At 59.6% G+C, this 13,205-nt stretch carries 11 protein-coding genes; 10 read left to right on the top strand and 1 reads right to left on the bottom strand.

Features of this window, described 5'->3' with window-relative positions:
• Window positions 1-2: 2 nt before the first annotated feature.
• Complete coding sequence (locus FPZ08_RS07850) at window positions 3-497, top strand: cytochrome b (RefSeq protein WP_146289461.1); 495 nt, start codon at window positions 3-5, stop codon at window positions 495-497.
• 109 nt (window positions 498-606) lie between these two features.
• Window positions 607-888 (top strand): helix-turn-helix domain-containing protein, encoded by a 282-nt coding sequence (locus FPZ08_RS21875; protein ID WP_342780170.1) that lies wholly within the window; start codon window positions 607-609, stop codon window positions 886-888.
• Between the two features lie 501 nt (window positions 889-1,389).
• Here the strand turns inward: FPZ08_RS21875 and FPZ08_RS07840 are convergent.
• A complete protein-coding gene (locus FPZ08_RS07840) occupies window positions 1,390-2,463 on the bottom strand; it encodes a GntR family transcriptional regulator (protein WP_146289459.1) in 1,074 nt (357 codons plus the stop codon).
• Between the two features lie 318 nt (window positions 2,464-2,781).
• Here FPZ08_RS07840 and FPZ08_RS07835 point away from each other — a divergent pair, with 318 nt between their 5' ends.
• The 8 genes from FPZ08_RS07835 (at window position 2,782) to FPZ08_RS07800 (ending at window position 13,159) form a co-directional block, all read left to right on the top strand.
• On the top strand, window positions 2,782-3,801 hold the full coding sequence (locus FPZ08_RS07835; protein ID WP_146289458.1) for a Gfo/Idh/MocA family protein: 1,020 nt from the start codon (window positions 2,782-2,784) through the stop codon (window positions 3,799-3,801).
• Between the two features lie 22 nt (window positions 3,802-3,823).
• Entirely contained in the window at window positions 3,824-4,759 is a 936-nt protein-coding gene (gene murQ, locus FPZ08_RS07830) for an N-acetylmuramic acid 6-phosphate etherase (protein WP_146289457.1), read from the top strand.
• 15 nt (window positions 4,760-4,774) lie between these two features.
• Window positions 4,775-6,019 carry an ABC transporter substrate-binding protein gene (locus FPZ08_RS07825; RefSeq protein ID WP_186767245.1) on the top strand — a complete coding sequence of 415 codons (1,245 nt, stop codon included), beginning with the start codon at window positions 4,775-4,777 and terminating at the stop codon, window positions 6,017-6,019.
• 66 nt (window positions 6,020-6,085) lie between these two features.
• Entirely contained in the window at window positions 6,086-6,976 is an 891-nt protein-coding gene (locus FPZ08_RS07820; RefSeq protein WP_146289455.1) for a carbohydrate ABC transporter permease, read from the top strand.
• Entirely contained in the window at window positions 6,973-7,809 is an 837-nt protein-coding gene (locus tag FPZ08_RS07815; protein ID WP_146289454.1) for a carbohydrate ABC transporter permease, read from the top strand. Before FPZ08_RS07820 ends, FPZ08_RS07815 begins: the two co-directional genes overlap by 4 nt.
• Window positions 7,810-7,837: 28 nt before the next feature.
• Entirely contained in the window at window positions 7,838-8,911 is a 1,074-nt protein-coding gene (locus FPZ08_RS07810) for an ABC transporter ATP-binding protein (protein WP_146289453.1), read from the top strand.
• Between the two features lie 2 nt (window positions 8,912-8,913).
• Complete coding sequence (locus tag FPZ08_RS07805) at window positions 8,914-9,819, top strand: N-acetylglucosamine kinase (RefSeq protein WP_246132882.1); 906 nt, start codon at window positions 8,914-8,916, stop codon at window positions 9,817-9,819.
• 373 nt (window positions 9,820-10,192) lie between these two features.
• Window positions 10,193-13,159, top strand: a complete 2,967-nt coding sequence (locus FPZ08_RS07800) for an autotransporter family protein (protein ID WP_246132827.1) — start codon at window positions 10,193-10,195, stop codon at window positions 13,157-13,159.
• The last annotated feature ends 46 nt before the right edge of the window (window positions 13,160-13,205 follow it).

Raw genomic sequence — 13,205 nt, 5'->3', positions numbered from 1 at the left:
TCATGCCGCAGCCCAGGGGCTATTCCCGCATCCAGATTGTCCTGCACTGGACCATCGCCGCGCTGGTCATTTTCCAGCTCTTCGTCAACGAAGCCATGCAACATGCTTTCGCGGACCAGCTCGATGGGAAACAGGTTGAAGACGAAAACGGGGCTTTGCTGCACATGGTTGTGGGGCTAACCGTGCTCTTACTGGCCGCCATCCGGCTCATCGTTCGCCTGCTGCGCGGCGCGCCAGCGCCCTACAAGGACACGCCCGCCATTCTCAGATGGCTGGGCCATGCCACGCATGTCCTGCTCTATGGCTTTATCTTCCTCATGCCGCTGACTGGTGCGACGGCCTGGTTCCTGGGCTTGGAAGTTGCCGCGGAACTGCACGAGATCGGCCGGCTGATCCTGGTGCCGGCCATCGGCGTTCACGTCATAGGCGCATTGGCCGAGCATTTCGTTTTCCGCAACGACACCCTCATGCGCATGCTGCGCGCCACGGCGGATTAAGACCATAGCGACGTACGCACTGGCAGAGAGAAGGGCGTGTTTGCTAAGGGCCCGCGTCGTTGCGTCACGCGGAGAGCCGGACCAATGCTACTACACGCGAGGAGGGACTGTGCGAGATACCAGACCTCCGAGCTTGCGAATCTGCCTGGAGGTTCTGCTCCGGCAAAACTTGACGGCAGTGGCCCAAGCGCTGAACATGACGCAGAGCGCGGTCAGCAAAAACGTTCAGCAGGTCGAGGCGCAACTGGGTGTGCCCCTGTTCGAACGGAGCAAGGACGGGGTCGTGCCCAATGACAATGCGCGCATTTTCCTGTCCCCCATTGCCGAGAGTATCGGCACTAGATGCCGCGATCGAGGTCTTTGTCAGCTCGCACGGCTCGGGCGCTGCTAAGGATCGTGGCGCCGCCGATCATCGCGCAGCGCTTTCTCATTCCGTTCATCACAATCTCATGGCTCGGCATCCGGACCAAGAACTGGTCTTCCGGGTGCGGACGGCACTCGGCCCGCGCTATGAGGTCTTCTTCAATGGTGGGTGGCACCACCCCTGAAGCCCCTTCAAATGATGAGGTCGAGCTTTGCGCCTTAGTACGGGCGATCAGTCTCCTCAGATGCTACCCAAAAACTGCTGTTCGGCCGGAGTCGCCCAAACGTTTCTGCGCCGTGCTTGTTCACGGTTCAACGTTGATGTCGACACGCCGGCCAGGGCACGATTGGCCAGATCAAAACCATCGTTCAAAAGTCATGTGACCTCCGACCGCCCGTGAAAAGAAACCATCGTATAGTAGGGCCGCTTGACACAATAGGTTACAGCCGTATTGAGCTTACGCGGCGGCTAACACGATCGCTGAGCGGCGATTTCATGGTCCGTTGCGGCCGAGATGAATCCATCACTCTAGCGCCGTGCAGTTGAGGCTCGAACAATTAGATCCGGGTCAAGCACGGCTTTGATTGGGGGGCCGCAGTAGCTTTTTTCTAAGCGGTTGTTTAGTAGCTGAAGCGCCATCTGACCTACCGAGAATGGGTGCGAGTTTACGCTGGTGAGCGGGGGCTCCATGGACCGCGCCCAAAGGCTATTGGCGATTGAGATGACAGAGACATCCTGAGGTGTGCGCAGCCCGGCCTCGCGTAGCCCCTGCAGAACGCCCATCGCAGTGATGTCGTTGCGCGCGAAAACCGCCGAGAATTCTATGTCCTCGGCGATCAGGTCCAACACTGCTTTGCGGCCCGTGGTCTCAGAGGGCTGATCGTAGATGCGCACCAGTTCGGACTTTATGGGTAATCTGTGTGCGCGCAGCACGTCATTATAGCCGTCTACGGGGGAAAAGCCGGGCAGAATTGGCAAGCCCTCAATATAGGCTATGCGCTGGTGCCCCAGGTCGATCAAGTGCTGAACGGCCTGCTGCGCCGCCATTCGGTAGTCGATTCGCACGCCGTCACACGCAACATCTTTTGGCCAACGGCCGATATAAACCGCCGGCTTGCCCACATGCAGAAACTTCTGCATGCCACGCGTCCCGCGTTCCGTGGAATCTGGGACGATCAAGGCACCACATATTGAAGGATCGGCAGCCGACTGCTCCAAAACCTGATCCTCGGTCGTGATGGAATAGTCGGATTGGCTGACCATAAGGCGAAGATCGAAGCGCCTGGCTTCCTTCTCGATGCCATTCACCATCTCCCCATAGTACGGGTTGGAGAAGGTCGGCACGACCACTGCCACAACCTTTTGGACCTGGACGTCCCTGCCACCGCCTGGCGTGGCCCCTGACACGAACGTGCCCCGGCCCGGTTGCCGCTCCAAGCGCCCCTTGTGAACCAGGTCGTCGATGGCCCGCCTGACCGTGGTGCGGGACAGCCCCAATTCCTCGACAAGCTGCCGCTCTGACGGAACGGCCTCCCCGCGTGGGTAGACGCCCTCGTTGATACGCTCGATCAGAAGATCAATTAAGGTACCGGTCTTGTCCATATCAGCCTATTGACGCAATTTGTGATACATGTATCATACCACTAACGGGTTGAGATAGGAGACACAACGCTGTTTGAGTTGCGGAACTGCAAAGCTCCATAGCTTGAGTCGGACATTTCGTAGCCATAACGCCCAACTTTTCTGGAGTTACTGGCCTAATGCTCGGCATGCCCCTCTCTGCGGCATTCTTGTGGCCCCCTATCTCAATCGGGAACATGCAGATACCGCAACATAATACCGGTATCATTGTTTTGGTCTAGCGAAAGTTTCTGACGGCGCACAAGTATTTCGCACCGTCGCTCACACACGAGGAAGTTTATGAAAAAGGGATTTGCCCTTATCGGCGCGGGATTGTTTGGCCAGCGCCACGCGCAGGCCTACCAACGGCACCCCTTGGTGGACTTCAAATATGTCTGCGACCTGGACGAGGCGCGTGCGAAGTCAGTCGCAGAAACCTACGGCGCCGAGGCTTTCACCACGGATTTCAATGAGATCATGGCCGATCCCGAGGTCATGGCTGTCTCGGTGGCAACCCCGGACCCGGCGCATCGCGCGGCCGTCGTGGCCGCTGCCAAGGCGGGCAAGCATATCCTGGTGGAAAAGCCGCTGGCGACGACCGTCGAAGATGCCGAAGCCATGATTGCCGCAGCCAATGAGGCCGGCGTCAAGCTGATGGTGGATTTCCACAATCGCGCCAACCCGCCCATGGTCGCTGCGCGAGACGCTGTTGCTCGCGGCGATATTGGCAAGCCCTCTTATGTGTATACCCGTTTGAGCAACACGGTGGCGGTGCCACGCGACATGCTGAAATGGTCGAGCCAGTCATCCGCCCTGTGGTTCTTGGGCAGCCACATGATCGACGTGGTCGGCTGGATCCTCAACGACAAGCCGGTGCGAGCCTATGTGGTTGCGCGCGATGGAATCCTCAAGGGAATGGGTGTCGATGCTCCTGATTTCCACGTCGCGACCGTCGAGTATGAGAGCGGCACGGTCGGCGTTTTCGAGCATGCCTGGATCCTGCCCGATACCTACAACACCGTCAAAGACCTCAAGGTCGAGTTGCTGGGCAGCAAGGGTGCTATCCAGATTGATGGCTCGCATAACCGGACGATGGAACTCTATACCCAGCAGAAGGGCACATTCCCTGACATGCTGGTCCCTCCGTTCGGTCCGAATCTGACGGGCTTCGTGCTTGATGCCGTAGTGCATTTCGTTGAAGCCGTACTCTTTGACAAGCCTGTGCTCGCCACCGGCGAAGAGGGTTTGGCCAATACCAAGATCATCAGCGCCCTGATCGAGGCCGCGCGCCTCGGACAGCCGGTTCAGTTGCCGCGTTGATCTGCACGCGAAGGACCTCGTCATGACCCACAATCTGGTGACAGAGCTCGAGCAGTTAATCTCCGAAGGGAGAAATCCATCGACCGAAGGTCTGGATGGCGCCAGTGCGCTCGAACTGGTGAGGGTGATGAACAAGGAGGATCGTCGGGTCGCCGAGGCGGTCGAAGCGGTTCTTCCCGAAATTGCGCAGGCCGTGGAGCTCATCAGCTCGGCATTTCTCGCCGGCGGCCGCCTGATCTATACCGGCGCCGGCACCAGCGGACGGCTTGGCGTTCTCGATGCGTCGGAATGCCCGCCGACATTCGGTGTCGACGAAGCGATGGTTGTGGGGATCATTGCCGGCGGGGATCATGCATTACGGCATGCCATGGAAGGGGCCGAGGACAACGAGGCCGCTGCTGTCGATGATCTGAAAAAGCATCAACTGACGGCGCAGGATATCGTAGTGGGGGTGGCTGCTTCCGGACGTACGCCTTATGTGCTGGCTGGCCTTCGCCACGCCAGGGCACTCGGCGCGGTGACGATCGGGGTAACCTGCAATCCGGGATCGCCCATCACCGAAGTCGCACAACTGGCCATCGTGCCGGTAGTCGGCCCTGAAGTATTGACCGGTTCGACACGGCTCAAGTCCGGCACAGCGCAGAAAACGGTGCTCAATATGCTGACCACGGCCAGCATGGTCCGCATCGGCAAGACCTTCGGCAATCTCATGGTCGACATGCGTGCGACCAACGACAAGCTCAAGGCCCGCGCATTGCGCATTATCTGCCAGGCGACAGATGCCTCCCTTGGGGAGGCGGAAGCGGCGCTGGCCCGCGCCGACAACAACATCAAGCTCGCCATCTTTACCATCCTGTCCGGGCTTGATGCGGGAGAGGCGCAGCAAAGGCTCGTCCAGGCCAACGGAATTCTGCGAACGGCACTGAGTGAATCGGGCGCCGGAGCAGCCAGCAACTAAACAAGGGAGACTATGATGAAAACTTTGGTTCTATCGGCAACGGCGGCATTGCTGCTCGGTTCAGTTTCGGCACAGGCTCAGGGTGTCACCCTCAACGTGCCAAGCTGGATGTGGGAAGAAGGCCAGGTCGGCGAGTGGTTCAAGGGAAATACGGCCGACTTTGAAGCGGCCTCTGGCAACACGGTTTCCGCCACTCAGATCCCATCGGCCGATTTCGAAAAGGTCGTGGTCACCCAGATTGCCGGTGGTGCAGTTCCCGACCTGATGACGGCTTTCACCAGCATGTTGCCCCCGATGATCAATGCCGGCACCCTGGCGCCGCTCGATCAATGTATCGCAGACGGTGGTTTTGGCGATCGCCTGCTCAAGTCGGTCGACTTCGCCAAGGTCGATGGCGTCACCTACGGCGTCCCGGTCACCATGAGCCCGTGGTCCGTGGTGGTGAACAGGAAGCTCCTCGCCGAAGCCGGCATCGAAGAAATGCCGCGCACGGTCGAAGAACTCTATGCCGCATCGCTCGCGGTCAAGGAAAAGACCGGTGCCTATGGCTATGCCTTCGGCAACGACATGGCCGCTCCCCTGCATGTCTACATCAACTCCATGCAATGGGTTCTCGGCTTTGGTTCGGACTGGTCCCAGCCCGACGGCACGATCACGGCCAACGATCCCCGCAATATCGAGGCTATCGGCTGGGTGAAGCGCTTCCTCGATGAGGACCTGGCACCTGTCGGTCTGGGTGTTATCCAGGCGCGCGATCTGTTCGTCGATGGCAAGGTGGCCATCATGTTCGAGGGCCCATGGCTGATGACCCAAATTCAGAGCCAGAAGCCGGATATGATGGCCGACGTCGATTTTGAGGTCGTACCGACTCCGACCCATGCGGCGGTGACGGGTGGTGCGTTCTTCGTTATTCCGGCCAAGGCAGCGAATCCGGAACAGGCGTGTGAGCTGTTGACGGCCTATATGGGTGAAGAACCTCAGCGCCGTTGGCTGGAAGATCTGCTCCAGATCCCCGGCACCACTGCGGAGCCGAGCGCGGCGTTTCTCGAAGAAAACGCCTGGGTGGGCAATATGGCGACCATTGCCGCTCAATATCCCGGCGGTATCGGCTATGCGCCTCCCGGCTACCTGATCGACGCTGGTGAGTTCCGCCAGATGGTTGTCGATGCCCTGTCCGAAATCTATTCGGGCCGTGCTTCGGTTGAAGATGGGCTCAATACCCTCCAGACCAAGTTGGAAAACTGGTCAGCCACTCTGTAACGATTGATCTTAACGCCCCGGAGTGCACGAGTTGCACTCCGGGATGATGAAGCGGAGCGCCCCAGCATGCTGTCATCCATTAAGAGATCAAACCTTCTGCCTCTGTGGCTCTTGGGCCCGGTGGGTCTGCTCCTCGTCGTGATCCTGATCTGGCCGATCCTTCAAGGCATCGCACTCAGCTTCTACAACACGCGTATCCTCACCTATTCGGAAGGCCGCTTCATCGGCTTCGCGAATTTCAATGCCTTGTTTCAGGATGAGTATTTCTGGAACTCCTTTCGGGTCACCGCCATCTATGGCATCGCCTCGGTGACCGCGACCTATGCGCTGGGTCTGGGTTTTGCCTTATTGCTGAACCGCGAATTTGCCGGCCGTGGCCTCATCCGCACGATTTTCATTCTGCCTTGGGCTATTCCCGAGGTCGTCGCGGTTCTGATCTTCGTCTGGATGCTTGATCCGCAATTCGGTGTCCTCAACTATGTGTTCACGGCGCTCGGCCTGATCAGCGAACCACTGCCCTGGCTGTCCCAATCCCATCTGGCACTCCCGGCCTTGGTGGCGCTCACGGCCTGGCAACAGTTTCCGCTCGCCATGCTGATCTTGCTTGCCGGCCTGCAGATGATCCCCAAGGAGCAGTATGAGGCTGCGACGATCGACGGCGCCGGCCCCGTCTCGCGTTTCTTTCATGTCACGCTGCCTGGGCTACGCTCGGTGAACATCATTCTCGTTCTGCTGCTCACGCTGAACTCGTTCCGGCGTGTCACCATGATCTATGCCATGACGCGCGGGGGTCCGGCGCGCTCCACCGAGACCCTGTCCATCCTCACCTACAACACGGCCTTTGAGTACCAGAGGATCGGCTACGCGGCCGCTGTCGGCACCACGCTGCTCATGATCCTGCTGTTCTTCAGCGTGGTTTATTTCTGGGCCACCAGGCAAGGGAAGGACGCCAGATGAACCCCTCTCACGCACAGAAAATCGTCAGCGCCTTCTGGTTCATCCTGACCCTGGTCTTCGCTGCGATCGTCTTCTTTCCCTATTACTGGATGTTCGTCTCTTCGGTGGAAACCGAGAGCATGTTCTCCTGGCCGCCTCACCTCATTCCAAGCGGCTTCACACTGGAATCCTACTGGACCATCTTTGAGGAGCGCGCCATAGGCCGGTGGTTCATCAACACCGTCATCGTCGCGGGCAGCACGTCGCTGTTCTCCACCATCATCGCGATCAACGCCGCCTATGCGCTGTCGCGGTTCAAGACCAGGACAACCTCGACCTTCACCATCCTGATCCTGTTCTCCCAATTGCTGCCGGCGGCGCTGATCGTGGTGCCTCTCTTTGTCATCTTCCAGCAGTTGGGGCTCTACAACACGCTTTTTGGCCTCGCCATCGCCGACACCGCCTTCATCCTTCCGGTCGCCATTTGGCTTCTCAAGGGTTTCTTTGACCAGATCCCGGTGGAAATCGAACAGCAGGCCATGATCGATGGCTGCACCCAGCTCGGCGCGTTCTATCGTGTGGTCCTGCCACTGGCACTTCCGGGTCTCGTGGTGGTCGTGGCGATGTCATTCATTTCCGGCTGGGACGAGTTTTTTCTCGCCCGCACGCTGATCGCTTCGCAGGACAATTGGGTTCTGTCTGTGGGCCTGACCTCATTCCGCGGGGAATACACATTGGACTGGAGCCAGATGATGGCTGCCGCCGTGATCTTCACCGTTCCCGCGCTCATCTTCTTCCTGTTCGTACAGCGCTACCTGGTGGCCGGTCTCTCTGCCGGTGCCGTCAAAGGCTGACAACGTCGACAAACGAAAGGACATTCAGGTGGCAGAACTCAGCATCAGAGCCCTGAAAAAGAGCTACGGTCCGACCGAGATCATCTCCAGCATCTCGCTGGATATCGTGGACGGTGAATTCGTAGCGCTGGTCGGCCCCTCAGGATGCGGCAAGTCGACCCTGCTCCGCATGATCGCGGGACTGGAAACGATCAGCGGCGGCGAAATCGCCATCGGCGAAAAAGTGGTCAACAACGTCCCTCCCAAGGACCGCGACATCGCCATGGTGTTCCAGAACTACGCGCTTTATCCGAACAAGACGGTGGCCGACAATATCGGCTTCCCGCTCTACATGGCGCGTGTGCCCAAGGCAGAGCGCGACCGCAAGGTGGCTGAGGTCATGCGCTCGCTTGATCTTGAGGCTCTGGCCAAACGCTACCCCAAGCAACTTTCGGGTGGTCAGCGTCAACGCGTTGCCATGGGACGCGCTATCGTGCGCAACCCCCAGGTTTTCCTCTTCGATGAACCGCTATCCAATCTCGACGCCAAGCTGCGTGTCTCGATGCGCGCGGAAATCAAGGAACTGCATCAACGCCTCAAGGCGACCACAGTTTATGTCACGCACGACCAGGTCGAAGCCATGACGATGGCCGACAAGATCGTGGTGATGCGTGCTGGAAATGTGGAACAGATCGGCGCCCCGCTTGAGCTCTATGATCGTCCGGCGAACAAGTTCGTCGCCGGGTTCATCGGCTCGCCGTCGATGAATTTCTTTGATGGTCAAATGACCGAGCAGAACGGCGCGCTGTCATTCACCACCAAGGCCGGCCTGTCGATATCGCTCGATCCCGCCCAGCGCGCCCGCGCCGCCGATGCGGTATCCCTGGGTATCCGCCCGGAGCATATTCAGCTTGATGCCAGTCCTAGCGATGGCGCTCTCGCGGTGGACGTTGCCGTCATCGAACCAACTGGCAACGAAGCGACCTTCATCCTGCGCTCCGGTGGCGATGAACTCGTCGTCGTACAGACCGGGCGTCACAACTATCGTCCTCAGGACACGGTCTGGGTCAGGCCGACAACGGAGTCGCTGCATTTCTTTGATGAAGCAGGACGCACGCTTTGACCATGACAGTCGAAGCACCGGACCTAGCGGTCCACCTTGGCATGGACATCGGCGGCACGGGAAGCCGATGGGTGGCCTGCGATCAGCATGGGACGGAGATCGCTCGAGGACACGCCGAGGGCGCAACCGCCCATGTCTTCAATTCAGCCGAACGCGCGCGCCTCACCCGGGTGCTCAACGATATTGCAGGCCAGCTGGCACAGCGCAGCATTCCCGTTTCGGAAATCCATGCGGGGGTAACCGGCTATGGTCCAAATGTGCAGCAAGACGCTCTTGCTCTCTTCTCCGCTACATTCAGCGTTCCAGTAAGCCTCATCGACGACATCACAGCGGCCTATCATGCTGTCTTCCGGCCGGGTGAGGGCCATCTTGTCTCTGCGGGAACTGGGTCTTTTGGCGTTTATATCGCCGAGGACAATTCGCAGACACGGATCGGTGGGCGCGGCATCCTTATTGATGATGCGGGGTCCGGCAGCTGGATTGCGCTGCGGGCCCTCGATTGCCTCTATCGCGGCCATGACAGAGACGGATGTTTCGATGCTATGCCGCATTTGGCGCGGCACATTTTCGCGGCGATCGGTGGGAGCGATTGGGGCGACGTGCGTCAGTTCGTTTATTCGGGAGACCGCGGGCGCATAGGCACGCTTGCCGTCGCGGTTGGCCGCGCTGCGGACGATCAGGATTTTGTGGCGATTGATCTTCTGACCCGCGCCGGCATCGAACTTGTCGGATTGGCCGAGACGTTGATCGCCCGTGCCGGCCCGCGCACGCTTGCCTTCATCGGCGGCGCCATCGATCTGCACCCGCTCATCCATGAGACCATCCGCAAGAGACTTCCTGCTCAAGAGCTCCGTTTCCCCAAGCCCGATACGGCGCTAGCGGCGGCCAGATATCTGCGGGTGCCATAACAACAGAAATTCAGCCCGGTTCGACGGTGGCATCATCGGGCAGACCGACACGGCCTACAGATGAAAGGAGATATAGTACCGCATTTTCAATTTCGACGACCCTGGTTAACCAAAGCGTTAAAGTACTATCAATACACAATAATATTAGAGATTTGCTTGCCCTGCAGACGTGCTCGCCATCCAATGATGGCGACAGAAGGGCAGGCACCGCCATTCCCGGCATGCTCGGCATTTTCCGCCCATCGCATTGCCAACAAGCTGGTTCGGAAAAAGTCGATCAACAGGCCTTGGTTCAATATCGACCCAAGCCAATCAATCCATAGTCATTGCCATTTACCGATTTCAGGCAGTGCGTATTGCGGAGACAAGAAAGATGCTGACACGTGCAGGCGGGGGCGCCTCATACACCAGATCCAACAGGAAATACGAACTTCTCTCGGGCGTCTGCATAGCCGCCCTGGCGCTGTCGGCGGCAGTCCCCTCGACGGCGCTGGCGGCATCCTTCTTCGCCTCAAACGAAACCGAACTCTACCAGGCGATACAGGACGCTCAAGGGAGTTCCGATGAGGCGTCCACCATCACACTGACGGGCAGCATCCAGCTCGGCAACCCGCCGCCCGCGATCGCCGGAAAGGCGATCACCATCGAAACTGGCGCCAACGCCCTCACGCTTGCCTCCGGCCAGGCCTTCGATCTTGACAGCGATGCCACGCTCACCCTGACAGGCAATATCCTCGGTTCAGGCGTGTTGAATACCGGCATCCTGCGCCAGGATGGCGGGGGTCAGCTCGTGTTCGACGGCGTGACAGCATCCGGCATCACCAGAATCGATCTCAACGGCGGTCACACGCTCGTCACCGGCGGCAGCGACATCACCTACGGAAATACGAACGCCGCTGCGACCCAGATGCAATTGGCGGGCTCAGGCGAAACGGCGAGTCTGACCGTTTCCGGCCAGGGAAGCCGACTTGTTGCGACCGGCACCAGTTTCCTTGACGTCAGCGCCGGGAGTGCATCCTATGCAACGATCACCATCGAGGATGGCGGGTATTTTGGCGCCGACAGTGCTGGTCTGCGGTTTTTTGGCACATCTCCAAGCGTAAGCGATGCTGTCGCCAACGTTCTTGTGACCGGGCAGGGATCAACGCTATCGGCCTCGTCTTTTTCTTCCGGCAGCGGGACGGGATATTACTCCGTCCGTGACGGCGGCCAGATCAACGTGGGTAGTATGCGACTCGGCACCGCCGGCGCGTCCGTGACATATGGAAACGGCTGGTCAACCGTAGAGGTGGTTGGCAACGGTTCGCGTTGGGACTCGACCGGAATATTGGAACTGTCTCGCGGAACTCTGTCGATCCTCGAGGGCGGGGTGATGACCGGAACGGGGATAACCATCGCACGCCCGAGCCGTGGTGCCACAGAGTTCAGCGCTCTCGTTTCCGGCGCCGGGTCGGAGTTGAGAGGGGATACCATCGCTGTCGGAACCGGCGGCAAGGGCGTCCTGACCATCGCCGATGACGGCAAAGTGGTCGTGGGCGGTGGCGCTGCAGCCCTCGTGCTGGGCGGCACGGCTGCGGACAGCGACGGTACGCTGAACATCGGTGGAGCGGCTGGTGAGGCCGCGGCCGCCGCCGGCACCCTCGAAGCGTCGGCGGTTACGCTCGCGGCGAGCGGTGCGGTCAATTTCAACCACACCGAAACCGGATACGTCTTCGATCTCCCGATCAATGGCAACGGCGAAATCAACCAGGTCGCCGGGCACACAATATTCAACGCCGACCAGGCGGGCTTCACCGGCCTTGCCAGCGTCCGTGGCGGCACATTGGCGGTGAACGGCGACCTCGGTGGCACTATGGATATTTATGGTGGCAGGCTTCAGGGTACCGGCACTGTCGGCGCCACCACAAACCATGCCGGCGGCACCATCGCGCCCGGCAATTCGATCGGTACACTGACCGTTGCCGGCAACTACACCAGCAATGGGGGCACTCTGGAAATCGAATCCGTACTCGGCGGCGATGGCTCGCCGTCCGATCTGCTGCTCATCACGGGGGATTCCATTCTCGGGACCGGTCCGACGCAGGTCGGCGTCATCAATCTTGGCGGCGCGGGCGCCCCGACGATCGAAGGCATCAAGATCGTCGATGTCGGTGGCCTTTCCGATGCCGGCGCGTTTGCGCTGGCCGGGGACTATGTGTTCGAGGGTGACCAGGCCGTGGTCGGCGGGGCCTATGCCTATCGACTCTACCAGAATGGTGTGAGCACGCCTGCCGATGGCGACTGGTATCTGCGCTCCTCATTGGCTCCGGTTATCCCGCCGGTGCCGCCCGTAACGCCTCCGGCGCCGCTCTATCAGCCCGGCGTGCCGCTTTATGAGAGTTACGCCAATGTTCTGCAGAGCTTCAACGCCCTGGGAACCTTGCAGCAGCGTGTCGGTAATCGGTCGTGGTCGGGCGCAGGCGTTGTTGACACCGGCACGCCCGCCGATGGCACCATAGAGGGCAATGGCGCCTGGGGTCGGATCGAAGCAGGGCATGCCAATTTCAATCCCAAAACCTCCACCAGCGGCGCTCAATATGATGTCGATCTCTGGAGGCTTCAGGCCGGTGTCGACGGATTGCTTTACGATGAAGAGGCCGGTCGCCTGATCGGCGGCATCTCCGGCCATTACGGAACCATATCCTCTGATATTGCCTCCATATTTGGCGACGGCTCGATCAGCAGCACCGGTTACGGCCTGGGCGGCACGCTGACCTGGTACGCGAATAATGGCTTTTATCTTGATGGCCAGGCGCAGGTGAGCTGGTACGACAGCAATCTGTCGTCTCGAACCGCCGGGCTCGGTTTGACGAGCGGCAATAACGGCTTTGGGTATGGCCTTAGCATCGAAGGCGGGCAGAAAATTGCTCTGGGCCCGAACTGGTCGGTCACTCCCCAGGCCCAACTGGCTTATTCGGAAGTCAAATTCGACGATTTTACCGATGCGTTCGGCGCTTCAGTCGGCCTGGATCGCAGTAGCAGCCTCAAGGGCCGTCTTGGCATCTCCGCCGATTATCAGAACGAGTGGCACGACGAAGGTGGTCAGATCAGCCGCTCGCACGTCTATGGCATCGCCAATCTCTACTACGATTTCCTCGATGGATCGCAGACTGACGTTGCCGGGGTTAAGTTCACCAGCGAAAACGATCCGCTGTGGGGCGGCATCGGTATCGGCGGCTCTTACAACTGGGGCGACGACAAATATTCGCTCTTTGGCGAAGCATCGGCAAATACGAGCTTGGGCAACTTCGGCGACAGTTACACGCTGAAGGGAAATGCCGGACTGCGTGTGAAGTTCTAGCGGACGGCTATCGGCCTAATCGCATTCCAGACAAGGGCCTCGGTGG

The organism is Devosia ginsengisoli (assembly GCF_007859655.1).
Lineage (GTDB): Bacteria > Pseudomonadota > Alphaproteobacteria > Rhizobiales > Devosiaceae > Devosia > Devosia ginsengisoli.
This window is presented reverse-complemented; position numbering and strand designations above follow the sequence as displayed.